The organism is Streptosporangium sandarakinum (assembly GCF_013409935.1).
In the GTDB taxonomy this organism is placed as follows: Bacteria; Actinomycetota; Actinomycetes; order Streptosporangiales; family Streptosporangiaceae; genus Streptosporangium; species Streptosporangium nondiastaticum.
Genome location: NZ_JACCCO010000001.1, coordinates 490,103 through 516,435, shown reverse-complemented (window position 1 = coordinate 516,435; position 26,333 = coordinate 490,103). Strand labels below are relative to the sequence as shown.

21 protein-coding genes and 2 pseudogenes are annotated in these 26,333 nt (G+C 74.1%); 8 read left to right on the top strand and 15 right to left on the bottom strand.

All coding sequences use genetic code 11. The annotated features are described in order from the left end of the window. Window positions 1-35: 35 nt before the first annotated feature. The gene (locus HDA43_RS02320; protein WP_179818076.1) at window positions 36-1,550 is read right to left on the bottom strand and encodes an LCP family protein; all 1,515 of its coding nucleotides are present in this window, start codon (window positions 1,548-1,550) and stop codon (window positions 36-38) included. Window positions 1,551-2,312: 762 nt separating this feature from the next. After that, window positions 2,313-3,422 carry a neutral zinc metallopeptidase gene (locus HDA43_RS35710; protein ID WP_179818075.1) on the bottom strand — a complete coding sequence of 370 codons (1,110 nt, stop codon included), beginning with the start codon at window positions 3,420-3,422 and terminating at the stop codon, window positions 2,313-2,315. Between the two features lie 686 nt (window positions 3,423-4,108). Between HDA43_RS35710 and HDA43_RS02310 the strand changes: the two genes are divergently transcribed. The 3 genes from HDA43_RS02310 to HDA43_RS02300 all read left to right on the top strand — a co-directional run bounded on the left by HDA43_RS02310 (window position 4,109) and on the right by HDA43_RS02300 (window position 6,640). Further along, on the top strand, window positions 4,109-4,978 hold the full coding sequence (locus HDA43_RS02310) for a LysR family transcriptional regulator (RefSeq protein ID WP_179818074.1): 870 nt from the start codon (window positions 4,109-4,111) through the stop codon (window positions 4,976-4,978). Between the two features lie 124 nt (window positions 4,979-5,102). After that, window positions 5,103-5,948: a dihydropteroate synthase gene (gene folP, locus HDA43_RS02305; RefSeq protein ID WP_179818073.1), complete on the top strand. Its 846-nt coding sequence runs from the start codon at window positions 5,103-5,105 to the stop codon at window positions 5,946-5,948. Between the two features lie 212 nt (window positions 5,949-6,160). After that, window positions 6,161-6,640 (top strand): ATP-binding protein, encoded by a 480-nt coding sequence (locus tag HDA43_RS02300; protein ID WP_179818072.1) that lies wholly within the window; start codon window positions 6,161-6,163, stop codon window positions 6,638-6,640. A gap of 42 nt (window positions 6,641-6,682) precedes the next feature. On the opposite strand, the pseudogene HDA43_RS36825 reads toward HDA43_RS02300, so the two are convergent. Next, window positions 6,683-6,808, bottom strand: a pseudogene (locus tag HDA43_RS36825) (IS30 family transposase); the annotation flags it as partial. Window positions 6,809-6,929: 121 nt separating this feature from the next. Here HDA43_RS36825 and HDA43_RS02290 point away from each other — a divergent pair. Next, window positions 6,930-7,694, top strand: a complete 765-nt coding sequence (locus tag HDA43_RS02290; RefSeq protein ID WP_179818070.1) for an RNA-guided endonuclease InsQ/TnpB family protein — start codon at window positions 6,930-6,932, stop codon at window positions 7,692-7,694. 42 nt (window positions 7,695-7,736) lie between these two features. Here the strand turns inward: HDA43_RS02290 and HDA43_RS02285 are convergent, their stop codons facing one another. The 3 genes from HDA43_RS02285 to HDA43_RS02275 all read right to left on the bottom strand — a co-directional run bounded on the left by HDA43_RS02285 (window position 7,737) and on the right by HDA43_RS02275 (window position 11,604). Then, window positions 7,737-9,191, bottom strand: a complete 1,455-nt coding sequence (locus HDA43_RS02285; RefSeq protein WP_179818069.1) for a pyridoxal phosphate-dependent decarboxylase family protein — start codon at window positions 9,189-9,191, stop codon at window positions 7,737-7,739. A gap of 258 nt (window positions 9,192-9,449) precedes the next feature. Next, entirely contained in the window at window positions 9,450-10,940 is a 1,491-nt protein-coding gene (locus HDA43_RS02280) for a sensor histidine kinase (protein WP_179818068.1), read from the bottom strand. Beyond that, window positions 10,930-11,604: a response regulator transcription factor gene (locus tag HDA43_RS02275; protein WP_179818067.1), complete on the bottom strand. Its 675-nt coding sequence runs from the start codon at window positions 11,602-11,604 to the stop codon at window positions 10,930-10,932. The genes HDA43_RS02280 and HDA43_RS02275 overlap by 11 nt, the downstream gene beginning before the upstream one ends. A gap of 158 nt (window positions 11,605-11,762) precedes the next feature. On the opposite strand from HDA43_RS02275, the gene HDA43_RS02270 reads away from it, so the two are divergent. The 3 genes from HDA43_RS02270 to HDA43_RS02260 are packed head-to-tail and all read left to right on the top strand — an operon-like array spanning window position 11,763 to window position 14,984. Beyond that, window positions 11,763-12,932, top strand: a complete 1,170-nt coding sequence (locus HDA43_RS02270) for a LolA family protein (RefSeq protein ID WP_179818066.1) — start codon at window positions 11,763-11,765, stop codon at window positions 12,930-12,932. Window positions 12,933-12,937: 5 nt separating this feature from the next. Next, window positions 12,938-13,948 (top strand): ABC transporter ATP-binding protein, encoded by a 1,011-nt coding sequence (locus tag HDA43_RS02265; protein WP_179822640.1) that lies wholly within the window; start codon window positions 12,938-12,940, stop codon window positions 13,946-13,948. Then, window positions 13,935-14,984: an ABC transporter permease gene (locus tag HDA43_RS02260; RefSeq protein ID WP_246423888.1), complete on the top strand. Its 1,050-nt coding sequence runs from the start codon at window positions 13,935-13,937 to the stop codon at window positions 14,982-14,984. Before HDA43_RS02265 ends, HDA43_RS02260 begins: the two co-directional genes overlap by 14 nt. Before the next feature lie 122 nt (window positions 14,985-15,106). Here HDA43_RS02260 and HDA43_RS02255 read toward each other — a convergent pair whose 3' ends face one another. The 7 genes and pseudogenes from HDA43_RS02255 to HDA43_RS02230 all read right to left on the bottom strand — a co-directional run bounded on the left by HDA43_RS02255 (window position 15,107) and on the right by HDA43_RS02230 (window position 22,814). Continuing rightward, the gene (locus tag HDA43_RS02255) at window positions 15,107-17,392 is read right to left on the bottom strand and encodes a molybdopterin oxidoreductase family protein (protein WP_179818065.1); all 2,286 of its coding nucleotides are present in this window, start codon (window positions 17,390-17,392) and stop codon (window positions 15,107-15,109) included. A 74-nt stretch (window positions 17,393-17,466) separates the two neighbouring features. After that, complete coding sequence (locus HDA43_RS02250; RefSeq protein WP_179818064.1) at window positions 17,467-18,681, bottom strand: 2Fe-2S iron-sulfur cluster-binding protein; 1,215 nt, start codon at window positions 18,679-18,681, stop codon at window positions 17,467-17,469. After that, complete coding sequence (paaD, locus tag HDA43_RS02245) at window positions 18,681-19,313, bottom strand: 1,2-phenylacetyl-CoA epoxidase subunit PaaD (protein ID WP_312872914.1); 633 nt, start codon at window positions 19,311-19,313, stop codon at window positions 18,681-18,683. The genes HDA43_RS02250 and paaD overlap by 1 nt, the downstream gene beginning before the upstream one ends. Beyond that, window positions 19,310-20,176 carry a 1,2-phenylacetyl-CoA epoxidase subunit PaaC gene (paaC, locus tag HDA43_RS02240; protein ID WP_179818063.1) on the bottom strand — a complete coding sequence of 289 codons (867 nt, stop codon included), beginning with the start codon at window positions 20,174-20,176 and terminating at the stop codon, window positions 19,310-19,312. Before paaC ends, paaD begins: the two co-directional genes overlap by 4 nt. Then, window positions 20,173-20,481, bottom strand: coding sequence for a 1,2-phenylacetyl-CoA epoxidase subunit PaaB (paaB, locus tag HDA43_RS34255; RefSeq protein WP_218911822.1), 309 nt, complete (start codon window positions 20,479-20,481; stop codon window positions 20,173-20,175). Before paaB ends, paaC begins: the two co-directional genes overlap by 4 nt. Before the next feature lie 114 nt (window positions 20,482-20,595). Next, window positions 20,596-21,495, bottom strand: a pseudogene (paaA, locus tag HDA43_RS02235) (1,2-phenylacetyl-CoA epoxidase subunit PaaA); the annotation flags it as partial. A gap of 518 nt (window positions 21,496-22,013) precedes the next feature. Beyond that, window positions 22,014-22,814 (bottom strand): tryptophan 2,3-dioxygenase, encoded by an 801-nt coding sequence (locus tag HDA43_RS02230; protein WP_312872912.1) that lies wholly within the window; start codon window positions 22,812-22,814, stop codon window positions 22,014-22,016. Between the two features lie 375 nt (window positions 22,815-23,189). Here HDA43_RS02230 and HDA43_RS02225 point away from each other — a divergent pair, with 375 nt between their 5' ends. Then, a complete protein-coding gene (locus tag HDA43_RS02225) occupies window positions 23,190-24,782 on the top strand; it encodes a benzoate-CoA ligase family protein (RefSeq protein ID WP_179818061.1) in 1,593 nt (530 codons plus the stop codon). Here HDA43_RS02225 and HDA43_RS02220 read toward each other — a convergent pair. Together HDA43_RS02220 and HDA43_RS02215 are read right to left on the bottom strand one after the other, a co-directional pair. Further along, window positions 24,779-25,354 carry an HIT family protein gene (locus HDA43_RS02220; RefSeq protein ID WP_312872911.1) on the bottom strand — a complete coding sequence of 192 codons (576 nt, stop codon included), beginning with the start codon at window positions 25,352-25,354 and terminating at the stop codon, window positions 24,779-24,781. The two genes, HDA43_RS02225 and HDA43_RS02220, sit on opposite strands and share 4 nt — an antisense overlap. Beyond that, entirely contained in the window at window positions 25,351-26,178 is an 828-nt protein-coding gene (locus HDA43_RS02215) for an arylamine N-acetyltransferase family protein (RefSeq protein WP_312872909.1), read from the bottom strand. The genes HDA43_RS02220 and HDA43_RS02215 overlap by 4 nt, the downstream gene beginning before the upstream one ends. Window positions 26,179-26,333 lie beyond the last annotated feature (155 nt).

Sequence of the window (26,333 nt, the reverse complement as noted above, 5' to 3'; positions counted from 1 at the left end):
GGGCCACGGGCCGGGGCGGCGGGATCCGCCGGGTGTCAGAGCCCGCAGGTCTCCGACAGGGACTGCGCCGAGGCGTTGCCGTTCCGGGTGGGGGTCTGGCTCGGCCTGGCGGCCACCGCCGACCTGGTGGGCCTGGGCGTGGCGCCGCTCACCCCGGGCTCCGGGGTGGCCCCGCTCGGTCCGGCCGAGGGCGTCCCGTCGGCCGGCGAGGCGGTGGCGCCCGCGGCCTGGGGGCGACGGGCGGGCTGGACCGACTGGCGCAGCGCCCGCGCGGTCGCGGTGCGGATCTTCACCCAGTCGGGTGCGCCGCTGTAGAACTCCGGCGGCACGAACTGGAGGCTGGTGATCTTCGCGCCCTTCACCTTCATGGCCAGCTCGATCAGCGGGTCCAGCAGCTCGCGGGGGATGTTCGTGGTGGCGAGCTTCTTGGCGGCCTGCGCGATCTTGATGAAGTTGGTCAGCACCACCTGCGGCGTGGCCTGCTGGGCGAAGGCGCCGATGACGCACCGCTGCCGGCCCATCCGGGAGAAGTCGTCGCTGTCCACCCGGGAGCGGCCGTACCAGAGCGCCTCCTCGCCGGAGAGCGTCCGGTAGCCCGCCTTGATCGTGCCGGCCGTGCCGAAGTGGCCGCCCCAGCGGATGTCGTTGTCCACCCGGATCTTCAGGCCGCCGATGGCGTCCACGAGGTGGGCGAAGCCGTACATGTTGATCAGGGCGTAGTAGTCGATCTTCAGGTTGAGCGTGTAGCCGATGGTGTCCATCAGGGCCTTGGGGCCGCGCTGCCCGTCCTTGCCGTGCACGAGGTCGGGGTTCTCCTCGGCGTACTGCCAGATCTCGTTGAGCAGGCCGCCGTTGGGCAGGTCGGCCATGTAGCCGTTGGGGAACCGCTTGGCCAGCGGGGTGCCGGGCCGGAAGCGGACGTGCTGCAGGTTGCGCGGGAGGCTGAACAGCACCGTGTTGCCGCTCTCGATGTCGATGCTGGCCACGGTCATGCTGTCGGTCCGCACTCCGGTGCGGTTGCCTGCCGCGTCACCGCCGACGAGCAGGAAGTTCACCCTGGAGTCGCCGTCCCAGGGGTCCTCGGCCTTGATCGGCGCGGCCGTCGGGTTCGCCTTCTCCTGCTCCTGGAAGATGACGTTGGCCGTGTCCTTGATCGCCAGCACGCTGCTCGCGGCGTATCCGAACGGCGCCATCACCGACACGCACAGCACCCCGGCCGCGATGCCCGAGATGATCTGGTCCCGGCCCTTCAGCCGGTTCGGGCCGAGGGTGACGTAGGAGAAGAGCACCAGCAGGAACCAGGCGAGGGCGCCCACCCCGGTCAGGGCCACCAGGCCCGTCAGCGTGCTGTCCCGGGCGAGGAAGCCGAAGTTGCCCCGGAGGGTGAGCCCGGCGACCAGTGCCGCCACCAGCAGCGCGGCGAAGACGCCGAGCAGGGCGTACCCGATGCGGCGCCGCCCGGAGCGCAGGTGCGCCGCACCCGGGAGGATCGCGGACAGCGCGGTCCAGCCGACGATCGAGGCGGTCGTCAGCGGCCGGGCGAACCGCATCCCCTTCCCGGCGGCCCCCTTCCCGGGGGTCCCGCCGGACGCCGGGGAGGGAGGACCCGCTCCGGGCGCCGGGGAGGCGGCGGGGGAGGAGCCTCCCGCGGGCACAGGGACCGCCGCGGCCGGTCCGGTGTCAGGCCCGGTGGACGGGGCCTGCGGCGTGGGCGATCCGGCGACGAGCTTGTCCTGGGCGCCGGGCGGCTGCTGCGGGGCGGGGAGGCCCGGAGCGGGCTGCCCGGCCGGCGCGGACGATCCCGGCGGGCCGCCGGGCGCCGCCGGTCCTCCCGGCGTGCCCGGCGGGACCGCTCCGCCCTGCGGGGCCGTCCTGTTGGGGGCCTTCCGGAAGGCCCGGGTCTTCTCCGGGTCGGCGGGGTCGTCCGGCGATGCGCCCGGTGCTCCGGCGCCCTGTGCTCCGTGCGCGCCCGGTGTTCCGGCGCCCGGTGCTCCATGCGCGGCCTGTGCTCCGTGCGAGGTCGGGGCGCCGGAAGGATCGTGCGGGCCTGGGGGTGTTCCGGGGGTCCCGGGGGGTGTTCCGGGGTTCGTGTCACGCTGCCGGGTGCGTCGTTGCCCGCCCTCGGCGGCGTCCCCCGAGTCTTGCCCAAGGTGCATCGTCACACCGCTTCCTATGGTTCATCCCGGTCCACCTGGCAAAACAGCCAAGATTCCCTGCTTACACGAAATTTGCCAGGATTCTAGCTCCCATACCGGTACATGACAGACACATGATCAAGTAACGGTTAACGGACGCTTAAAACATGGCGATGGTTACGACGTCGTGGACGCCGGGGCCAGCCAGGTGTTGCACTGGAAGGTCTTGTTCTTCTCGTAGCCCTGGCGGAACCAGCGGTTGTTGTTGGCGGGGGAGCCGTGGTCGCGGGGAGCGCCCGCCCAGTCGCCCACGCGCGAGTAGAAGTAGTAGAGGGTGTCGCGCCGCGCCGGGGTGACCGGGTAGGTCGCCGAGACCGAGCGCATGAACATCGCACCGAAGCAGGTGGCCTGCAGCTCGAACCTGCGGCTCAGCGCCAGCTTGCCGTTCCTGCTGGTGGAGCGCAGGCTCTTCTCCCACCAGGTGTTCGACAGGCCCGAGAGCTGCTGGACGTGGTGACCGTACTCGTGGGCCATCATGCTGACGATCCCGCCGTGCCAGTTCGTGAGCTGGCCGTACCCCAGGGAACGGCCCGAGCCCCGCACCATGGCGGAGGTCGAGGCGTAGATCGTCTCGTTGCGGGGGCAGTAGTACGGCACGATGCCGCCGGCCGAGGGGAAGTCCCCGCACGCGCCGCGCCCCTTGGTGGAGGTGATGGCGTAGCCCGGCCGCCGCCAGTCGATGCCCTGCTGCCGCATGATCTGCGCCCAGCCCTTGTCCAGGCACCGGGACGTCTTGAGGATCAGCGCCTTGAGCTGGGCGTTGCTGTAGATGTCGGCCGAGCCGGCGGGGCAGGAGACCCGGGGCAGGCTCCCGGCGCGGTAGAGGGTGTTGTTCGTGAGGCTGGTGTTCAGCACCTTCCTGGGCCGGGTGTCGGCCGTGTCCGTCGTGTTCGTCGTGTCCGTCGTGGTGTCGGAGTCCTGGGAGTCGCCCGAGGCGTCGGCGGCGCTCGTGGTGCTCGCGGTGGGCGTCGGATCGGCGGGCTCGCTCGTCCGCGCCTCGTACGGGGTGGAGGTGGGGAGGGCGACCGACGAGACCATGTGGGAGTCGTCGCCGCCGCGGAGGACCGCGGCGACCACGATGATCCCGACGAACGCGACCGCGATCGCCCCGAAGATCCCGCCGATGACCGCGCCGGCGCCGGAACGGCGGCGCGGCGGCTGCCACTGGGGGTAGGAGGAGGGGCCCTGGAGGGGGACGGGCGGCGGTGCCGGCGGCGCGGGCGGCATGCCGTACGGCGCCTGCCCCTGCGGCGGAACCGGCTGGGGGAACGGCTGCGGGGCCGGCTGGGGGAGCGGCTGGGGGAACGGCTGCGGCGGGGGCCCCTGGACCGGCCGGGGCGGGTATCCCGGCGGCGGCTGCGTCGGATACCCCTGGGGAGGGTGACCCGGTCCGGGATGCCCCGGCCCCGAGTGTCCCGGACCGGGATGCCCCGGCGGCGGGAAGGGGTGCGGGGCGGGCGGCCGCGGGGGGAGCGGCCGGGGCGGGACGCCCTGCGACGGAGGGGAAACGGGCATCGCCGGACCCCCGTGCGGATGGCCGTAACCCCCGGGCCCGCCCTGTCCCGGCGGCGGTCCCTGCGGGTGCGGGCCCTGAGGCGGATGACCCGGCGGAGGGGTCCGAGGCGGCCCCTGGGGAGGAGCGGAGGCCCAGGCGGGCGGCGGCGCGGGGTGCGGATGTCCCTGCGGCTGAGGCGGCGGCGGAGGGAACTGCCCGTTGCCTGTCACGCTGTCTCCCCGTAAACCATCTGTCCCTTGTGACCCGCAGGTCGGGATCATTCTGGAATTTGGGGCGTAAGCATACTGATTTATCATCCGTCACGGATGTAGCCGCAATCAATTACATTCCGGAATCATCCGAGGTGATCTCTGCGATGTGCCGGACTACGCGGGTTCCCGTGTCCTAGCTTCAATGCATGAATCTGCAGCAGCTCCGCTACGTGGTCGCGACAGCGGAGCATCGCACCATGACCGACGCGGCCAAGTCGCTGTACATCGCGCAGCCCGCCCTGTCGCGGGCGATCAGGGATCTGGAACGAGAACTCGGAATGACGTTGTTCGCCCGCTCGGGGCGGGGCGTGGTCGTCACGGCGCAGGGCCGCCGGGTGGTCAAGCTCGCCCGGGAGGCACTCGACGCCGTCCGCGAGATCGAGGAGCTGTCCGCCCATGGCCAAACGTCCGACACCGAACTGCGCATCGCCTCCACCCCCAGCCTGGAGCCGGGCCTGGCCGGCCGCCTCCTGCCCGCCTACACCGCCGAGCGTCCCGGAGTACGGGTCCACATCGTCCGCTGCGACGGGCGCGACGGCGTGGTCAACGCCGTACGGGACCAGCGGGCCGACCTCGGCCTGACCGACCTGCCCGTCCCCGCCGACCTGGTCAGCCACCCGCTGGAGCGCCAGGAGATCGTGCTGATCTCCCCGCCCGGCGTCGAGCTGCCCGACCCGGTGCCGATGAGCCGGCTCAACGGCATGCGGCTGGTACTGCCGGTGCCCGGCAGCGCCCGGCGCAGGGAGTTCGACGCGCTCTTCGCCAGGTACGGCATCGCCCCGGTGCCCGCCGTACAGCTCGACGAGCGCGGCAACTGGCTGAACACGGTCCGCTCCGGCGCGGCCTCGCTGCTGTGGTACCGCGGGATGGCCGAGCAGGCCCTCCGCGCCGGGCTGCGGGTCCGCTCCCTCGATCCCTCGGTCCGCCGGGTGATCGCCCTCATCCACGCGCGACGGCGGCTGCCCGCCCTCGCCCAGGAGTTCCTCTCGGTGGCCGAAGGTGGGTCGGCCGCCTGACGAAGACCCCGGTGACCGGATGTGGGCCGGTCGCCTGACGAAGCGGTCTTCCGTACGACATTCCCAGAGGCGGCGCAGGTGGGAGCGCCGGCCTCTCCGGCACCGGGCGATAGGCTCGGTCCCGATGAGCATCCTGCGCCTGCGGGGCCGTGAGTTCCGGCCCGGCGAATTCGCGATCATGGCGGTGGTCAACCGCACCCCCGACTCGTTCTTCGACAGGGGCAGAACGTACGGCTTCGCGGCGGCCCTGGACGCGGTGGACGCCGCCGTCGCCGGCGGCGCCGACATCGTCGACATCGGCGGGGTCAAGGCGGGTCCCGGGGACGAGGTGGACCCGGCCGAGGAGATCCGCCGGGTGGCCGGCCTGGTCGCCGCGGTCCGCGAGCGTCACCCCGATCTGATCATCAGCGTCGACACCTGGCGCGCCGAGGTCGGCGAGGTCGTCGCGCGGGCGGGCGCCGACCTGCTCAACGACACCTGGGGCGGGGTGGACCCCGGCCTGGCCGGGGTCGCCGCCGAGCACGGCATCGGGCTGGTCTGCGCCCACGCCGGGCGCGCCGTCCCCCGTACCCGCCCGCACCGCGTCGCCTACGACGACGTGGTCGCCGACGTCATCGGCTACACCGTCGACCTCGCCGAACGGGCGGCCGCCGCCGGGGTGGCCCGGGAGTCGATCCTCATCGACCCGGCCCACGACTTCGGCAAGAACACCTGGCACTCCCTGGAGGTCGGCCGCCGCCTGCACGAGATGGTCGGCACCGGCTGGCCGGTGCTGGTCGCCGTCTCCAACAAGGACTTCGTCGGCGAGACCCTCGGCGGCCTGCCGGTCGAACAGCGCCACGCCGGCACCCTGGCCACCCTCGCCGTCTCCGCCTGGCAGGGCGCGCGGGTCTTCCGGGTCCACGACGCCGCCTCCGCCCGCGCCGCCCTGTCCGCCGTCACCGCCCTGCGGGAGCGGGCCGGCGCCTGAGGCCCACGCCGTACGGCCGGGCGTTTCAGTTCTTGCTTGAGAGGGCGCATTCGAGGGGGCGTCGCGACACCGTGTTCACTTACCGGTGGCGGCCGGCGTAGTGAGCCGGCTGGGCTTCCGTACCCCGAGTCGTGGGGGCCACGGAAGCCCGGGACCGGAAGCCGGCGGATCGTCGGCCGACCGCGACCAGGGCGGCGCGGTACTCTCGGCCGATGGCGAAGATCTTGGTCACGGGCATGTCCGGCACCGGCAAGTCCACCGCGTTGGAGATGCTGGCGGCCCGGGGTCATCGCGCCGTCGACACCGACAGTGACCGGTGGAGCCACTGGGTGACCCTGCCGGACGGATCCGTTGACTGGGCGTGGCGGGAGCCGGCCATCGGCGACCTGCTCGCCGGCCACCGCGAGGGCGCCCTCTTCGTGGCCGGCTGTAAGACCAACCAGGGTCGGTTCTACTCGCGGTTCGACCACATCGTCCTGCTCAGCGCTCCCGCTGAGGTCATGCTCGCCCGCATCGCGACGCGAACCAACAACCCCTTCGGCAAGCGCCCTGAGGAACGTGAGGCCATCCTGCGCGACCTGGCCGAGGTGGAGCCGTTGCTCAGAGCGACCTGCACCGCCGAGATCGACGCTTCCGCGCCGATCGACCGGGTCGTCCGGCAACTTGAGGAGCTGGCGCGGACGACGCCCTGACCAGGGGTCGCAGGAACGGGCACTCCGGCCCTCGCTTGTCGGTCAGACGAGGATCGCCAGGCGTTGAGCCGGGGTGTCCCAGTCGATCGTCTTGCGAGGTCTGGCGTTCAGCTCGACGGCAAAGGCGTCGAGCCGGTCACGGGTGTGGACGGACAGGTCGCTGCCCTTGGTGTTCTTCCCGCTCTGACCGGAGCTTCTTGCGCCCCTGACCGAACCAGTCGCCTTCCGCACCGACGCGGCGCAGCCGTTCGACGACCGCTGCCTGTCCTGGCAAGTTGAAGAGCGCACCGTGAGCATCTGGACCACCGGCGGCCGGATGAAAGGCGTCCGGTTCGGCTGCTCCGACGACCAGGCCCGCGCGCTGGCCGCCTACCGCAGGGGCGAATCCGACCTCATCCACCGCGACGGCCTGTGGCTGCTCATCGCCACCTGCGACGTCCCCGACGTCGACGTCACCGAACCGGACGCTTTCCTCGGCGTGGACCTCGGTATCGCCAACATCGCCACCACCAGCGACGGCGAACGCCACACCGGCGTGCACCTCAACGCCGTCCGCCGCCGCAACCGCCGGCTCCGTCGCCGCCTGCAGGCCAAACGGACCACGTCCGCCAAGCGGCTGCTGAAAAAGCGCCGTCGCAAGGAATCCCGGTTCGCCCGCGACGTCAACCACGTCATCTCCAAGAGCATCGTGACCGAGGCTGCACGCACCGGGCGCGGCATCGCCCTGGAAGACCTCCAGGGCATCCGCGACCGGGTACGGCTCCGCAAGCCCCAGCGGATCACACTGCACTCGTGGGCATTTCACCAGCTGGGCGCGTTCATCGCCTACAAGGCCCGCCGGAGCGGCGTCGTCGTGACGCATGTCGACCCCGCCTACACCTCCCAAGGGTGTTCGGCCTGTGGTCACACCGATCGACGCAACCGGCCGGACCAGGAAACCTTCTCCTGTACGTCGTGCGGCTTCGCTGAGCACGCCGATGTCAACGCGGCCCGCAACATCGCCGCACGCGGCGAAGCGGGCCGGGCTGCCGTCAACCAGCCGAACGCGGCCTGAAGCCTGACCTCCACCAGGACGATGAACTGCAAGCCCTGGCCTTTAGGCCGGGGCGGTTGACGAGTAGAGCACCGACAGGAAGCGGACGAGCACCGCCTCGCGCCGGTCGGCGGGCAGGGCGTCCAGCACGGCGTTGACCACCGCCATCTCCGGCTGTCCCGACCCGCCGCGGAGGTCCGCCCCGACGGCGGCGGCCAGCTCGGCGAAGGCGGCGTCGTCCAGCGTGTCCAGGTCGAGTCCGGCGACCAGCTCCACCAGGCCCTCCGGCAGCTCGACGGGCCCGCGCCGCCGCGCCGCCGCCGCGGACTCGGCGATCACCTCCAGCATCGCCTCCACCCCGCGCAGGGTCACCCCGGTCACCGTGACGTGCAGGTTGGCCGGGATGCCCGCGTAGGACAGCTGCGGCTGCAGGAACCAGCCCCGCCTCCTCGCCTCGTCGGCCATCACGAACACGTCCGGGGCGTCCTGGCCGCCCGGGTCGTCCGGGCCGAAGGCGACCAGGGCCGAGTCCGGGTCGCCGAACACCCGCAGGCCATCGATCGCCGCGACGCCCTCCCGCAGCCGGCGGGCCGCCGCCAGCGTCGTCCGGCCCAGCTCCAGGTAGCCGTCGCGGCCGAGGGCCTGCATGGTGGCCCAGGCCCCGCCCAGCGGGCCGGCGGACTTCGAGCTCTGCACGGTCGCGTTGATGATCGTGTAACCGGGCCAGGACGCCGAAGCGAAGTACGCCGCGCGCCGCAGCGCCGGGTCGGCGAACAGCACCACCGAGGCGCCCTTGGGGGCGTAACCGAACTTGTGCAGGTCGCACGAGAGCGAGGTGACCCCTGGCACCGACATGTCGAACGGCGGGACCTGGGCCCCGGCCTCGCGCAGCCACGGCAGCAGCCACCCGCCGACGCAGGCGTCCACGTGGCAGAGCACGCCGCGGGCGGCGGCCGTCGCCGCGATCTCGGTGATCGGGTCCACCACGCCCTGCGGGTAGGACGGCGCCGAGGCGACCACCAGCACCGTGTCGGGGGTGATCGCCGCCTCCACCGCCGCCGGGGACGTCCGGAACGTCACCGGGTCCACCGGCACGGCGTCCACCGCCACCCCGAGGTAGTGCGCGGCCTTGTGGAACGCCGGGTGCGCGGTGACCGGCAGCACCAGCCGCGGCCGGCCCGGGACCGGCCGGGAGTCGCGCGCCGCCTTCACCGCCAGCATGATCGACTCGGTGCCGCCGCTGGTGAAGACACCGTGCCCGCCGCCGAGCAGACCGGCGACCGCGCCGACCACCTGCCGCTCCATCTCCACCACGCTCGGGAACGCCGTCGGGTCGAGGGTGTTGACCTCCAGCATCTCGAAGTAGGCGCGGGCCGCGGCCTCGTGCACCTCCGGCCGGCCGGTGTCGTAGACGTAGGCCGTCACCTGGCCCCCGCGCACCGGCAGGTCGTCCTCTCTGAGCCTGCCGATCTCGGCGAGCACGTCCTCGATGTCACGGCCTTTTTCCGGCAGGCTCACGCGGGTCTCCTTCAGGGTGGCGCGGGGGGGATGGGAACGGCCCGAAGGCCGGGTACGGCGCGCACCCCGACTCTACGACCCGGGACACCTCGGGGAGGAGCCCCGGGACGGCCCGGGACGGCCCGGGAAGCCCCGGGTGCCCGGGGAGGGGCCCAGGGAGAAGACGGACGTGTGAGCGGGACGGTCACCGCGTCCTCCCGCCGGGGAACACCGGCCTTCCCCACGCGGCCTGTTTCCGGCGGGGGCCGGGAAGGGGACTCAGGACAGCGGGAGGCGGACGACCGCTCGCAGGCCCGGGGCGGCGTCCTCCAGGGTGACCGCGCCGCCGTGGGCGTGGACGGTCTCCCGGACGATCGCCAGGCCCAGCCCGGCGCCGCCGTGGTCGCGGCTGCGGGCGCTGTCCAGGCGGGTGAAGCGGTCGAAGACCCGCTCCCGGTCGGCCTCGGGGATGCCGGAGCCGTCGTCGGTGACGGTCAGCACGGCGCCGGTCCCCTCGGTGCGCAGCTCGACCACGACCGGCGAGACGGTGTGCCGCAGCGCGTTGTCCACCAGGTTGACCAGCACCCGTCCCAGGTCGAGCGCGTCCCCGGTCACCATGATCGCGTCGCCCGGGGTGGGGGCGACCCGCACCGTGACGGCCTCGCCGTACCGCTCGACGGTCTGGGGGACCAGCCGGTCCAGCTCCACCGGCTCCCGGCGGGCCAGGGCGCCGCCGCGTTCGTCCAGCCGGGCCAGCGCGAGGAGGTCCTCGGCCAGCCGGGCCAGGCGCATGGTGTCCTCCAGCACGCCCTCGGCGGTCTCCCGCCAGTCCTGCCCCTCGGGGTGGCCGAGCGCCACCTCCAGCTGGAGGCGGATGCTGGCCAGGGGGCTGCGCAGCTCGTGCGCGGCGTCGGAGACCAGGGCCCGCTGGCGGGCGTCGGCCTTCTCCAGCCGGGCCAGCATGTCGTTGAGGGTGACGGCCAGGCTGTGCACCTCGTCGCGGGACTCCGGCACCGGCAGCCGCCGGGAGCGGGCGGTGTCGGTGATCTCCTCCGCGCCCCGGCGCAGCGCCGCGATGGGCCGCAGCGTCCCGCCGACGATCACCCAGCTCACCCCGGCGAGCAGCACCAGCAGCAGCGGGGTTCCGACGAGCAGCACGTGCGCGGCGGTGTTGACGCTGGTCTGCACCTCGCTGAACGGACGGGCGGCGATCACCGTCCGGCCCTGGTCGGCGCTGAGCACCCGGACCCGCAGCACGTGCGGGATCCCGTACGGCCCGCCGTCCACGAACCCGGCGCCGCCCCGCGCGATCGCCGTGGCACGTTCCCCGGCGTCCAGCAGCGGCAGGAGCCGGTCGGTGCCGGGGGTGGCGTGGGTGATCCGGCCCGCCGCGTCGATCACCTGCACCAGGACGCCGTCCGGCGAGGTCATCTCGACCGGCAGCCGTCCGGCGTCGGCCAGCGAGACGACCTGCCTGGCCCGCTGGTGGATCGCGTCGTCGGTGCCGGCGATCAGGGCCCGGCCGAGCACGCCCACCAGTACGTAGGCGGAGGCGGCCAGCGCCACCGCGAGCACGGCGGAGGCCACCGCGGTCAGCCGGAATCGCAGGCTCTTGCGCCGCCACCAGCCCGTGCGCCGCCCGCGCCGTGCGGCGCGGCCGGTGGCGGGAGCGGTGGCCGCGGGGCCGGCAACGGCGCCGGCCGGTCGCGCCGGGCCGGTCGCGGCGCCGGGCGGTCGCGCGGGGCCGCGCGCGGGCGGGTCAGCCGCCATCGCCGGACAGCCGGTAGCCGGCGCCGCGCACGGTCCGCAGCGCGTTCCGGGAGAATGGCACGTCGATCTTGCGACGCAGGTAGCCCACGTACACCTCGACGACGTTGGGGTCGGTGTCGAAGGTGTCCCAGACGTGCTCCAGGATCTCCGACTTGGAGACCACCTCGTCACGGCGGCGCATGAGGTACTCCAGCAGCGCGAACTCCCGGGGCGTCAGCTCGACCGGTGTCTCGCCCCGGGCGACCCGCCGCCGGGCCGGGTCGAGCGACAGGTCGCCCGCCTGCAGTACTGCGGGACGGCGGCCCGCGCCGCGCCGCAGCAGCGCCCGCAGCCTGGCCACCAGCACGACGTAGGAGAACGGCTTGGTCAGGTAGTCGTCGGCGCCCAGGTCGAGCCCGTCGGCCATGTCGTACTCGCCGTCCTTTGCCGACAGCATCAGGATCGGCACCCAGTTCTCCTCGGCCCGCAGCGCCTTGCAGACGTTGTAGCCGGACAGGCCGGGCAGCATGATGTCCAGCACGACCACGTCGTAGTCGCCGTGCCTGGCCAGGTGCAGGCCGTCATGGCCGTCGTGCGCGAGGTCCACCGCGAACCCCTCGGCCTGCAGGCCGCGCTGGAGGGCGGCCGCCATCCGCCGCTCGTCCTCCACGACGAGAACCCGCATTCCGCCTCCTCAGATGTTCGGTCGCCCCATTTTCCGCCGACCGCCCTGAGAGGCGGCTGAGAACCCTGTGAGCCCTCTCAGTCTGTCTCAGCTTCGGCACAGGGTCGTTCGCGCAGGCTGACGGTGCAGGCACTGAAGCAATACCGTTAAGGAGTGATATGTCACAGCGAACGACGCGGGGCCGGGTCGTGAGGTGGGGTGTGCCGGTCGCCGCGATGGCGGTGGTCGCCGCGGCCGTCGGCGCCGGTCCGGTCATCGCCGCGGTCCAGGGCGACCCGGCGCTGCCCGACCGCACCGCGAACCAGTTGCTGGCCGACGCCGTCCAGGTCGCCAGGTCCGGCCCGAAGCCCATGTCGGGCACACTCGTGCAGACCGCCTCCTTCGGCCTGCCGGGACTGCCGGACGTGGCCGGCCTCGGCGGCACCTCGCCCGCCGCCCTGCTGACCGGCTCCCACGAGCTGAAGGTCTGGTACGGCGGAGCCGACCGGATGCGGTTCGCCCTGCCGGGGCGGATGAGCGAGACCGACCTGATCGTCAACGGCGGCCAGGTGTGGCTGTGGGAGAGCGACGCCGAGAAGGCCACCCGGATCACCGGCGACACCGAGGCGCCCGCGCGTCCCGAGACGGCCGTGCCCACGGCCGTCACCCCGCAGCAGCTCGCCGGCGAGCTGCTGTCCCAGCCCGGCACCGTGGTCGGCGTGACCAACACCGAGCGGGTCGCCGACCGCGCGGCCTACCAGCTCACCTTCGCGCCGAAGGACGCCTCGTCCCTGGTGCGTGAGGTCAGGCTGGCGCTCGACGGGGAGACCCTCATCCCGCTGCGGGTCCAGGTCTACGCCAAGAGCGCCGCCGAGCCCGCCTTCGAGGTGGGCTTCACCTCCGTCGCCTTCACCCCGCCCGCACCCGGCAACTTCACCTTCACCCCGCCCCCGGGCGCCAAGGTCGAGGAGAAGCGGATCGACGACCTCACCGCCGTGGCCGACAAGCGGACCGAGCGGGCCGAGGGCATCAAGGAGGAGGCCAAGATCGTCGGTGAGGGCTGGACAGCGGTGGCGGTGCTGCCCTTCTCCGAGCAGGACCTCAAGCGGCGGCTCCTGCCGGCGGACCAGGAGTCGCCGGGCGGCCGGGCTCCCCGGCAGGACGGCGGTCAGGGCGCCGGCGCCGTCGTCGACGCCGTGCTGAAGTCCGCCCAGCCCGTCAGCGGCTCGTGGGGCAGCGGCAGGGTCGTCCGGACCAAGCTGGTCTCCGCCCTGCTGACCGACGACGGCCGGCTGCTGGTCGGCGCCGTCACCCCGGAGAAGCTGACCGAGGTGGCCGGGCGGAAGTGAGCGACATGCCAGGAGACACCGGCCTCCTGGCGGGCCGTCGCGGGGAGCGCTCCGGCGCTCCCCGCGACGCGGGGCCCGCGCCGGAGGAGTGCTCGATCGTCACCCGCGGGCTGACCAAGCGGTTCCGCGGCGGCCAGGTCGCCGTGGACGCCCTCGACCTGGCCGTGCCCGGGGGCTCGGTCTTCGGTTTCCTCGGGCCGAACGGCTCGGGCAAGACCACCACCATCCGCATGCTGCTCGGCCTGGTCACGCCGACGGCCGGCACGTGGGAGCTGCTCGGCCGGCCGATGCCGGACGGGATGACCGCGGTGCTGCCGCGGGTGGGGGCGGTGGTCGAGGGGCCCGCGTTCTACCCGTACCTGACGGGTGAGGCCAACCTGCGCCGCTACGACGCCGCCGACCCGGCGGCCGACCCGCGCACGGCCACGGCCCGGATCGGGCACGCCCTGGAACGGGTGGGCCTGACCGCCGCGGCCGGCAAGCGCTACCGGGCCTACTCGCTGGGCATGCGCCAGCGGCTGGCCATCGCCGCCGCGCTGCTGGGGCCCCGGGAGCTGCTGGTCCTGGACGAGCCGACCAACGGCCTGGACCCGCAGGGCACCCGCGAGGTGCGGGCGCTGGTCAGGGAGATCGCCGCCGAGGGGACGACCGTGTTCGTCTCCTCCCACCTGCTGGCGGAGGTGGAGCAGATGTGCTCCCACGTGGCCGTCATGCGGACCGGGCGGCTGGTCGCGCAGGGCACCATCGCCGGTCTCCTGGCGCGGGAGACGGTCCGGATCCGGGTGGAGACCCCCGACGTCGCCGGGGCGGCCGCGGTGCTGGCCGCCGCCGGGCTGACCGGGATCCGCGCCGGGGACGGCGAGGCCGACGCCGAACTGGGCGCCGAGGAGCCCGAGCGGATCTGCGCGGCCCTGGTGGCGGCGGGCGTCGCCGTACGGGGGCTGGGCGTGCGGCGGCCCAGCCTGGAGGACGTGTTCGTGGGCCTGACGGGGGAGGGGTTCGATGTCGACGGTTAGCGGTCCGGTCCCGGTGACCGGAGCCGCCGGGGACGCGACCGGGACGGCGGACGCCCCGGCGTCCGGCGGTCCCGGTGGCGCGGGCGGAGAAGCCACGGCGGGAACGGCCGGCGGCGCGGCTCCGGCGGCGCGGGCGGTTTCGATGGCGCGGGCGGCCGATGCGAGGCGGACGGCGGCCGACGCCGGGCGGGCGGCCGGCGCGGTGCGGGCGTGGCTGCGGCTGCTCGGCTCCGAGCTGGGGATGATCTTCCGCAGGCCGCGGAACCTCGCCGTGCTGGCCGTGCTCGCCGCGGTCCCGGTACTGCTCGGCCTGGCGCTGCGGCTGTTCACCGGCGTGGACGGCGGCGGCGGGGCGGGCGGGGGCGAGCTGGCGATCCTGGGGCGGGTCACCGGGAACGCCCTCTTCCTCGCCTTCGCCGCGCTGAGCGTGCTGGTGCAGTTCATGCTGCCCGTCGCGGTCTCCGTGGTGGCCGGGGACTCCGTCGCCGGGGAGGCGGGCGCGGGAACGCTGCGCTACCTGCTGGTCGCCCCGGCGGGCAGGGCCCGGCTGCTGACCGTCAAGTACGCGGGCGCCGTCCTCTTCTGCCTGGCCGCCGTCTCGACGGCCGTGTTGTCGGCGCTGCTGACCGGGCTGGCGCTGTTCCCGGTCGGCCCGGTCACGCTGCTGTCCGGCGCGACCGTGTCCTTCACCGACGGCCTGCTGCGGATGGGCCTGGTCGTGCTGTACGTCGCGGCGGGCATGGCGGCGCTGGCCGCCGTCTCGCTGGCCATCTCCACGCTGACCGAGGTGGCCATCGGCGCCATCGCCGCCACCGTGGTGCTGGTCGTCGCCGCCCAGGTCCTCCGCGCCATCCCGCAGCTCGCCGCCCTCCAGCCCTACCTGCTGACGCACTGGTGGACGGGGTTCGACGGGGTGCTGCGCGACCCGGTGGCCTTCGGCGACATGGGCCGGGGCCTGCTGGTCTTCGCCGCCTACATCGTGGTCGCGGGGTCGGTCGCCTGGGCCCGGTTCACCGGCAGGGACGTTACCTGCTGACCCCCCCGGAGACGGCCGGGACCGCGGCCGGGACCGCGACCGCGATCGGTTACGAGGTCGCGACCACGGCCGGAGGCGCGACCGCGGCCGCGACCGGGTCACGGTCGCGGCCGCCTCCCGGGTCAGGCGCCCCGGGTCGTGAGCGTGACCGTGACCGGGCCCGCCGCCCGCGTGCCCGAGCCGCCGGAGCAGGCGTCGCCGCCGGAGTCCTGGGCGGCCTGGGTGCCCTGGACGACAGGGGCGACCGTGACGGGGACGCCGTTGAACACCGCGTTCCCCGACAGCGGGTCGATCACCGTCTCGTCGGTCAGCGCGTTGGCGTTGACCCCGGCGTGCTCGGCCGCGACCCGCAGGGAGCTCCCGGCGTGCCCCCACCCGTGGGGCAGGCTGACCACCCCGGGCATGATCGACTCGGTGGTCTCCACCGGCACGGTCAGCTCACCGGCGGCCGAGCGCACCAGCGCCTCCCCGGCCAGGCCGAGCCGGGCCGCGTCGCTCGGGTGGACGTGCAGGGTGCAGCGGTTGCTGCCGCCGACCAGCGTGCCGACGTTGTGCAGCCAGCTGTTGTTGGACCGAAGCTGGCGCCGCCCGATCAGCACCATCTCCGGCGGGGCCGCGGCCAGCCGCCCGCGCAGCCGTTCCACCTCCGGGAACAGCGGCTCCGGAGCCAGCTCCACCCGGCCCGACGGCGTGCACACCAGCTCCGCCAGCCGGGGCTGCAGCGGGCCCAGGTCGAGGCCGTGCGGGTTCTCCCGCAGCTTCGCCAGCGACAGGCCGTACGGGCCGAGCTGGAGTATCGCGTCCAGCATCAGCTCCGGGCCGCTGTCGCCGGTGAGGCCGGCGCGCAGCTCGGCCGGGTCGCGGCCCTCGAACGGCGAACCGGGCGCCTGGACGGCCCCGCCCAGGATCTGCCCGACGATCATCTCGTCGAGCCCGGCCGGGTCGGCGTCCGCCCCCTGCCCGGCGGCGATCAGCGTCAGCTTCGCCAGGATCTCCGCCTCCGACAGCTGCCCCGGCTCCAGCGGCAGGATCGGCGGGGAGAACCGGGTGTAGTTGCGCACCGTCACGGTCAGCAGCAGGAAGTCGTAGTGCGGCATCTGCAGCATGCGCGGCGGCGGCAGGATGACGTTCGCGTGCCGGGTCGTCTCGTTCAGGTACGGGTCCACGCAGACCATGAAGTCCAGGTCGGCGAACGCCCGGTCCAGCCGGGGCCCGTTCGGCGCCGACAGCACCGGGTTGCCCGCGATCGTGATCAGCGCCCTGACCTGGCCCTCGCCCGGCGTCTCGATCTCGTCGGCCAGCGTCGCCACCGGCAGCTCGCCCATCGCCTCCGGCACGCCGCGGGCGCGGCTGCGCCAGTTGCCCCCGCTGTACGGCTGGCCGGTGCGGAAGAACTCCAGCGCGGCGGTCCTGGTGAACATGACCCCGCCGGGCCGGTCGAGGTTGCCGGTCAGCGTGTTGACCACGTCCACCAGCCACTGGGTGACGGTGCCGAACTCGGCGGTGCAGGTGCCGATGCGCGAGTAGACCGCGGCCGAGGGGGCGGCGGCCAGCTCGCGGGCCATCCGGGTGATCTGCTCGGCGGGCACCCCGCAGACCCGGGAGACCGTCTCGGGGGTGAAGTCGTCCGCCAGCCGCCGCAGCTCGTCCAGACCGCCGACCTCGACGCCGACCCGGTCGAGCGACGTCAGGTCCTCGGCGAGCAGGGTGTGGACGATGCCCATCAGCAGGAAGGCGTCGGTGCCGGGCCGGACGAAGACGTGCTCGTCGGCCATGGCCGCGGTCCGGGTACGGCGCGGGTCGACCACGACGAGTTTGCCGCCCCGCGCCCGCAGCGCCTTGAGCCGGCCGGGGAAGTCCGGCGCCGCGCACAGCGAGCCGTTGGACACCGCCGGGTTGGCGCCGATCACCAGCAGGTGGTCGGTGCGGTCCAGGTCGGGTACGGCGATGGCCATCGCGTCGCCGTACATCAGGCCGCCGGCGACCTGCTTGGGGATCTGGTCGATGGTGCTGGCCGAGAAGACGTTGCGGGTGCCGAGCGACTGGGTGAGCGGCATCCGGTACATGAAACCGGCCATCGTGTGGAAGGTCGGGTTGCCGAAGTAGACGGCGAGGGCGTCGCGGCCGTGGGCGTCGATCACCCCGTTCAGGCCCTCGTGGACCGCGCGGAACGCCTCCTCCCAGGTGACCTCGCGCCAGTCGTCGCCCTCGCGGACCATCGGCGCGCGCAGCCGGTCGGGGTCCTCGTCGATGTGGCCGAGGCTCGCCCCCTTGGGGCAGACGAACCCCTTGGAGAACGGGTCGTCGGGATCGCCCTTGACCGAGGTGACGCGTCCGGCGTCGTCGAGTGTCAGCCGCAGGCCGCAGACGGCGTCGCAGATGGGGCAGGTCCGGTGCGCGGTTCTCATGGGCCCTCCTGGCTCGTCGGAGATCGTCATCGTGTGGTCGGGTCGCGCTCGTGGGACGTCCTCGTACGGCGTCCTCATACGACGTCGAAGTCGACGGTCACCCGGTCGCTCACGGGCACCGACCGGCACGTGAGCACGTAGCCCGCGGCCAGTTCCTCCTCGGTCAGCGCCCAGTTGCCGGTCATCCGCACCTCGCCGTCCACGACGCGGGCTCGGCAGGTGGCGCACACGCCGTTACGGCACGAGTACGGCAGCTCCGGGCGGTGCGGCAGGGCGTCGTCGAGGATCGGCCGGTCCCCCCGGACACGCAGCGTCGTGGCCCGGCCGTCCAGCAGGACCCGGACCTGGCGGCCCTGCCCGGCGGGCGGCGGCGCGGCGGGCGTCGCCGGGGACGGCCGCGGCCCGCCGGTGTGGAACAGCTCGGTGTGTACGGCGGCGCCGTCCCCGGCCACCTCCGCCAGCACCCGCCGCGCGTCGCGCACCATGCCCTCGGGCCCGCACAGGAACCACTCCCGCACCCGCTCCGGCGCGACGAGGCGGGTGAGGACGTCCGCCAGCCGGCCGGCGTCCAGCCGCCCCCCGGCCAGGCCGAGGCGCGGCTCCTCGCGGGAGAAGGAGTGCACCAGGTGCAGCCGCCCCGGGTGGCGGTCCTTGAGGTCGGCCAGCTCCTCGGCGAACATCATCGAGTCCGTGGTGCGGTTGCCGTACACCACCGTGAACGTGCTGCGCGGTTCCGTGGCCAGCGCGGCGGCGGCCAGCGACAGCACGGGCGTGATGCCGGAGCCGGCCACGACGGCCCCGTAGCGCCGCCGCCGCGCCGGGTCGAACGCGGTGCCGAAGGCGCCCACGGGCGGCAGCACGTCCAGCGCGTCCCCGGCGGCGAGCGCGCCGGCGGCGTGGGAGGAGAACCGCCCGCCCGGCACGACGCGGACGCCGATCCGCATCGTGCCGTGCCGTTCCAGCTCGGCGGGGGTGGAGCAGAGGGAGTAGCTGCGGCGGGTCTCCACGCCGGAGATCACCGCCCGCACCGTGACGTGCTGGCCGGGGACGAAGGCGAACGTCCCGCGCAGCCCGGCGGGGACGCCGAACGTCACCGCCACCGCGCTGCCGTCGGCCGCGACCGGCTCCACGGCGGTGACGGTCAGGCGGTGGAAGCGCAGCCGGGCGCGGGCCGGGACACCGGCCGTCGCGGCCGACGTCGCCGTCCCCGGCGCCGTGGGAGCCCCGGGCGCCGCGGAGGTCCCGGATCCCGCGGTCGCGGGGGCCGCCGGAGTCGTCGTGGCCGTCATCAGTGGCCCTTCATGTGCTCGAACGGCTCGCCGCAGGCGCGGCAGCGCCACAGCGACCGGCACGCCGTGGCGCCGGCTCGGGTGATCTCCTCGGTCGCGGCCCCGCCGCAGCGCGGGCAGCCGGGGAGGTACGGCGGGCGCGGCGAGATGGTGAGCAGCGGCAGCGCGCGGGCCCGGGGCGGGACGCCGGTCGCCTCCGCCGCACCCTCGGGGAAAGCCGCACCCGTCCGGGAGGCCGTACCCGCCGCGCCCGCCGAACCCGCCGCGCCCGCCGAACCCGCCGCGCCCGCCGGGGGCGGCGGGGCGATGCCGGTGGCGGCGAGCTTCGCGCGGGCGGTCTCGTCCAGCCAGTCGGTCGTCCACGGCGGGGAGAGGGAGGTGACGATCTCGACGTCGGGGAAGCCCGCGTCCCGCGCCGCCGCCGCGATGCCGGACCGGATGACCTCCAGCGCGGGGCAGCCGAGATAGGTGGGCGTGATCGTGACGACCACTCGGCCGCCGGGCCCGATCGTCACGTCCCGCAGCACGCCCAGCTCCCCGATGGACAGCACCCGCAGCTCCGGGTCGGGCACGGCCGCCACCGCGGCCCGCACCCGGGCCTCGGGCCCGGCGGTCAGGGTGTGGCCGGTCACCAGCGGGCTCCCGGGTGGGCGCGGTGCACGTACTGCAGCTCGGCGAGCAGGTGGCCGAACGCCTCGGTGTGCGTGCCGCGGCGGCCGCCCGTCGGCGCCCAGCCGTCCTCGGGACGGCGCAGCGTCGCCTCACGCAGCACCCGTTCGACCGGCTCCAGCCACGCGCCGCGCAGCCCGGCCGGATCGACAGTCCCGGGCACCGGCGGGAACGGCTCGAACAGCTCGTGGGTGAAGGGCCACACCTCGTCGACGGCGGCCTGCATCCGCCGGTGGGACTCGGCGGTTCCGTCGCCCAGCCGCAGCGTCCAGGTCACGGCGTGGTCGGTGTGGTAGGCCGTCTCCTTGGCCGCCTTGGCGGCGATGCCGGCCAGCCGCGCGTCGGCCGAGGACGACAGCGCCGTGTAGAGGAGGTGCTGGTAGACGCCGAAGAACAGCATCTTGGCGACGGTCACGGCGAAGTCGCGGTCGGGCAGCTCGACGAGCTGGACGTTGCGGAAGTCGCGCTCGTCGCGCGTGTAGGCCAGCGCGTCCTCGTCGCGGCCCAGCCCTTCCAGCTCGCCCGCGTACGACAGCAGCGCCCGCGCCTGGCCGAGCAGGTCCAGCGCGATGTTGGCCAGGGCGACGTCCTCCTCGAGCTGCGGGGCCCGCGCGCACCACTCCGCCACCCGCTGGGCGGCGACCAGCGCGTCGTCCCCTAGCCCGAGCACGTAACCGGGCAGGCCGGGCTCCCCGGCGAGGAGGCTCCCCGCGCCGGAACCCCGCGCGACGGAACCGGGCTCGACGGATCCCCGTACGGCGAACCCTCGCGCGCCCGGGTCTCCCGCGGCGTCCGGCCCGGCCGGTGGGGCGGTCGGCTCGTTCACAGATGCTTCACCCCTTCGGGCAGGTCGAAGAAGGAGGGGTGCCGGTACGTCTTGTCGGCCGCCGGGTCGAAGAAGGCGTCCCGCTCGTCCGGGCTCGACGCGGTGACGGCGCCCGCCGGCGCGACCCAGACGGACACGCCCTCGCCCCGGCGTGTGTACAGGTCACGGGCGTTGCGCAGCGCCGTCGCGGCGTCGGCGGCGTGCAGGCTTCCGGCGTGCGCGTGGGCGAACCCGCGGCGCGCCCGCACGAACACCTCCCACAGCGGCCAGTCGCCCTGCGGGGCGCCGGCGGTCTCGGCGGCCATTGGGATCCCGGCGCCCCGCGCGGTCTCCACGGCCTCCGGGACGTTCGGGGACGCGGCCTCCGCGGCCTCCGGGGCCTCCGGGGAGGCGGGCGGCTCGCCGTACGGCTCCGCGGGGTGTTTGGCGGCGTAGGCCGCCGCAGCCTCGCGCACCCAGGCGCCCTCCTCGTGGGCGCGCCGCCGGTGGGCCATGCGCTGGCGGTTGCACGGTCCGTCGCCCGCGACGACCCGCATGAGCTCGTCGTAGTCGGGCGGGGTGAAGTCGTAGTGCCCGCGCTCGGGGTTCCAGCGCAGCTCCGGGTCCGGCAGTTCGACGCCGAGGATCTCGGCCTGCGGCACGCAGATGTCGACGAACCGCTGCCGCAGCTCGTCGTTGGGGGCGCGCTTGATGCGCCACGCCAGCGACAGGTCCGAGCGGGTGGACCTGTCCCTCGGCAGCCCGAACATCGCCAGCGCCGGGTACCACCAGCGGGCGACCGCGTCCCGCAGCATCTCCCGCTGCGCGGGGGTGCCGCGTGACAGCGCGTACAGGATGTCGAAGCCCTGCCGGTGGTGGAACGACTCCTCCCGGCAGACGCGCACCAGCGCCCGCGCGTACGGGCCGTAGGAGGTGCGGCACAGCGACACCTGGTTGACGACGGCCGCGCCGTCCGTCAGCCAGGCGAGCGCCCCGACGTCGGCCCAGGTGAGCGTCGGGTAGTTGATGAACGACAGGTACTTCTGCCGCCCGGCGTGCAGCTCGTCCAGCAGCCACTCGCGGGTGACGCCCAGGGTCTCGGCCGTGGAGTAGAGGTAGAGCCCGTGACCGGCCTCGTCCTGCACCTTCGCGATCAGGATCGCCTTGCGCATGAGGGTGGGCGCGCGGCCGATCCAGTTGGTCTCCGGCTGCATGCCCATGATCTCGGAGTGCGCGTGCTGCGCGATCTGCCGCAGCAGGGCCCGCCGGTAGCCGTCGGGCATCCAGTCCCGCGGCTCGACCTTCCCGTCCGCCGCGATCAGCGCCTCGAACCGCTCCAGCTCCGCCTCCGCCGTCCCGGCGCCGGTCGCTCCGCCGTCCCGGGTCGCACCGCCGTCTCCGGCCCCGGGGCGGTCCGTCCGCGGTCCCGCGCCGGCCGTGCCCGTCCCGGCGGGACCCCGTACGGCCGCGGCCTCGGTGAGCTCCCGCTCGGCCGCGTCCACCTCCGCGAGCAGCTCCTCGGTCCCGAACGCCCGGTCCCCGCCCCCGGACGCCGCCCCCGCCGGTCCGGGCTCTTCGGCGCCGAACGGCGACGGCCTCCCGGCCGGACTTCCGACGATCTTCACCCCTGCCCCTCTCCGAAAGCTCCCCGGGTCGCCGGGGCACCAGGTCACGGTGCTACCGCCGCCGAAGCGGGCTCCCTTCCGGCCGGTACGGCTGCTCGGCCATCTCAGCTTCATCCCGCCCGGTTCGTCCCGCATCTTTGGGATTGCGGTGTGCCGCGCCGTACGGCCGCGCGACCGTGTCGGACGGGGCCGCGGGGGCGCGCCGCCGCGCCCGGAGGAGGTCCCGCCGGTGTTCAGAGGCCGTCCCGTACGGCCCACAGGTCGGGGAAGGCGGGGGCGGAGACGGTCCGGTAGAGGTACGGCGCGCCCGACGAGCCGCCGGTGCCGGGCCGGTGGCCGATGATCCGCTCGACCATCTTCACGTGGCGGTAGCGCCACTCCTGCACGTCCTCGTCCAGGGACAGCAGCTGCTCGAAGATCCGCGCCGCGAACCCTCCGTCCCGGCAGGCCGCGAGCAGCACCGCCCGCAGCCGCTCCGAAGGCTCCGCCGGCCGGGTCACGTCCCGGCCGAGCAGGTCCGGCGGCACCGGGTAGCCCTGCGTGACGAGGTAGCTCAGGAACGAGTCGAGCAGGGAGGGGCGGCTCATCGCGGCCTCGATCCGGGCCCGCTCCGGGGAGCCCTCCGCGAAGGTCTGCGCCGTCCGGGGGTCGCGCCGCCCCAGCACCGCCTCGATCTCGCGGAACTGCGCGGACTGGAACCCGCTGCTGCCCCCCAGCTCGGGGCGGAAGGCCGCGAACTGGGTCGGGGTCATCGTCTCGATCACGTCGATCTGGGCGATCACGGCCCTGAGGACGGCCAGCGCCCGGCGCAGCGTCTGCAGCGCGTGGACCGAGTCACCGGCCGACAACTCCTCCTGCAACCTGGCGAGCTCGTGCAGCAGCTCCTTGAACCACAGCTCGTGGACCTGGTGCACGATGATGAACAGGACCTCGTCGTGCTTGTCGGTCAGCGGCCGTTGCGCCGCGAGAATCTCGTCCAGGGCGAGGTAGGAGGAGTACGTCAGCGCGGTGGACTGGTCGGCGGTCACGGGCACGGGTCCCCTCGTCGGAAATCACGCCTCGTCGGAGGACTCGCCGAAGGAGCCTCATCGAGGACTCATCGCAAGGAACGAAAGGGGCGCGCACCCCGGCGGGGATGCGCCGGGGGGAACTCCGCCGGCCGTCCCACCCGGTCAAGCTATAAGGCGTTCCACACCCCGGCAAGGGACGCCGTTGCGGTGTCGCAGTCCCGGCAATCGCGAAGAAAAGCCACCGGCGCGCGGCGGTGGGCACCGCACGCTGGAAGATGCGCCGCCACCCGGACCGGCCGGACGATGTCGCAGTGGTGCGGGCGACGCCGTCCGCCGTCGGCGGCCGGGCCGCCCCCCACCGGTCCGTGCCCGGCCCAGCGCGTGACCCGAGGAGGACGCATGAGGGGCTCCGGAGCCGAGACCGGTTCGACGCTGCTCCAGGACGGCCCGGCCGCGCGGCCGGACGGCCTCCTGACGCGCTACGAGGACATCCCCCGCGAGTTCAACATCGCCTCACACTTCCTGGACCGCGGTGACGGGCGGCGGACCGCCCTGATCACCGCCGGCGGTCCCGTCACCTACGGCGAGCTGCGGGCGCTGGCCAACCGGGCGGGTCACGCGCTGCGCGCGCTGGGCGTGCGGCGCGGCGACCGGGTGCTGCTCGCGCTCGGCGACGGGGTGGAGTTCGTCGCCGCCTGGTACGGCGCACAGAAGATCGGCGCCGTCACCGCCGAGGTCTACACCTACCTGCAGCCCAAGGACTACCGCTACTACGCCGACTACGCCGAGCCCGCCGTCGTGGTGGCCGACGCGGTGACCCTGGACCGGCTGCGGGAGGCAGGGGTGACGAACCTGCTGGTGACCGGGGTGGCGCCGGACGCGCTGCGCGCGGGCGAGCACTGCTTCGAGACGCTGCTGGCCGCCCAGCCGGCCGAGCTGGCCGCCGCCCCGACGACCCGCGACGACGTCGCGATGTGGCGGTTCACCAGCGGCAGCACCGGCACCCCCAAGGCGTGCGTGCTGGCCGCCCGCAGCGCCGCGCTCAGCTTCGAGTGGTTCGCCCGCGGCGTGCTGGACATCCGGCCCGACGACGTCGTGCTGCCGGTGCCCAAGCTGTTCTTCGGCTACGCCAACAACATGACCGCGCTGTTCCCGCTGGGGGTGGGCGCGGCCGGGATCGTCTTCCCCGAGCGCAGCACCGCCGACCGGATCTTCGAGCTGATCGCCGAGCACCGTCCCACCATCCTGGTCAACGTGCCGACCATGATGAGCGCGATGGTCTCCCACCCCGAGGCCGCCCGGCAGGACCTCAGCTCGATCCGGGTGTGCATCTCGGCGGGGGAGGCCCTGCCCGTGGAACTGCACCGCCGGTGGCTGGACACCTTCGGCGTCGAGGTCATCGACGGCATCGGCTCGTCGGAGTCGTTCCACGGCTACGTGTGCAACCGGCCCGGCGGCGTCCGCATGGGCAGCCTCGGCCAGGTCGTGCCCGGCTACCGGGTGCGGGTGGTGGACCGGGACGGCGAGCCGCTGCCGGACGGCGAGACCGGGCTGCTGGAGGTGACCGGCGAGACCGTGGCGCTGGAGTACTGGCGCTCACCGGAGAAGTCGGCCCGGACGTTCGTCGCCCCGCACACCGTGCGCTCGGGCGACCTGTTCACCCGCGACGCCGAGGGCTACTTCCACTACAAGGGCCGGGTGGACGACCTGCTGCGGGTCGGCGGCAAGTGGGTCGCCCCGGCCGAGGTGGAGAACTGCCTGCTGGGCCACCCGGCGGTCACCGAGTGCGCGGTGGTCGGCTACCAGGTGGACGGGCTGACCCTGCCGCGCGCGTTCGTGGTGGCCGCGGGCGAGGTCACCGCGCGGGAGCTGCAGGACTTCGTCCGGGCCCGGCTCGCGCCGCACAAGTACCCGCGGGACGTGCGGTTCGTCGACGAGCTGCCCGAGACCGCCTCCGGCAAGCTGAACCGCCTGGCGCTGCGCGAGGACTAGGTTCCACCCTGTAGACCGTCCTGCGTGCAGGTGCCCAGAGCACGCCTGATCTTCGCGGCCAGGGCGGCGGCCTCCTGGGGCGTGTGCTCGACGACCCCGTTCTCCGACATGAGCGCGTGGTACTGCTGCCGCTCGTACGGGACCCCCGGGGGCAGGGCGGCGATGTGCCAGTGCAGGTGGGAGTTCCCCTCCTGACTGCCCAGGGACAGCAGATACGTCCGCTCACAGGGCACACTCGCCTCCAGGGCGCGGGCCACTCGGCGCACCACCCGCATCATCGCGGTGAACCCCTCCTCGTCGAGGTCCCGGACGACGTGCTCGACGTGGGCCATGGGCGCCACGAGGACGTAGCCGGGCAGAGCCGCGAAGCGGGCGAGGAAACCGATGTGCGTGCCGTCGTCGTAGACGATCTCCTCCGGCTGACCAGGATCTCCACTGACGATCGCGCAGATGAAGCACGGTCCCGTCCGGGAACGGCGGCTGTAGCCCTCCACATCGAAGGGCACGCGCCGGACCGGGTCGGTCACGATCGCTTCCTGGCTGTGGGGCCGTTCGGCCGGTGTCGACGTCACGGTTCCAAGGGTGCGGGCGGCGGGGGTAGTTCGTCCAGGTCCAGGCCGAACCAGGTGCGGTAGGCGGCCCGCACCTCCTCGTCGCCCGCGAGGACCCGCTTCTCCCGCCGGCCCGCCTCCCGCACCGACAGCGTGTCGCCGCTCAGCGTGACCCGGCCGGTGGGGGTGGGCAGCGTGCAGTACAGGTGGGTCAGGTGCGGGGAGCCGGGGAAGTTGCAGTACCACCACCACATGTGGGTGAAGTCCTCGACCGTCCGGGGACGCGCCTCGATCCGGTACTGCGGGACCTCGTCGCGCAGCAGGTCGAGGTCGCCGTACGGGGCGCCGCCGGCGAGCCGGAACACCCCGTGCGGGTCGGCCTGCGGCTCGGAGGAGTCGAAGCGCAGCGGCCGCCGGGCGCCCCGGCCGTAGCCGACGTCCACCAGCCACGGGTACGGCGAGTCCCCGGCGACGACGCGCAGCAGCATGTGCCCGAGCACCGGGCCGGGCACGCCGTGTTCGATCACCCGCCCGGCGAGCACGGTGACGTCGTAGCCGAGGGCGCGCAGCAGCTCGGAGAAGGCCCCGTTGAGCTCGTAGCAGGTGCCGCCGCGCCGCCTCGTGACGATCTTCTCGATGGCGCCGGCGCCGATGTCCATCGGCTTGCGCAGGTGGAAGTCGACGTTCTCGAACGGCACCGCCATGACGTGCCGCTCATGCAACTCGGCGAGCGCCTCGGCGGTGGGCCGCGCGGGACGGCGGGCGCCGATGCGCGCGAGGTAGGCCGTCACGGTCCGCCCGTCCAGCGGCGCCCGGCCGCCCGCGTCTCCGGATCCGGCCGCCACGGGCCCGCCCGCAGGGTGTCCGTCGGCCGGGTGTCCGGCCGGCGCGTGCCCGTCCGCCGGGGACGCGCCGTCCGGCGCCGGCCCCGTCCCGGCCCCCGTTTCCCCGGTCCGAAGCGTGAAAGTCATTTCCGCGTCCCCATCGTCCGCCGGTCCGT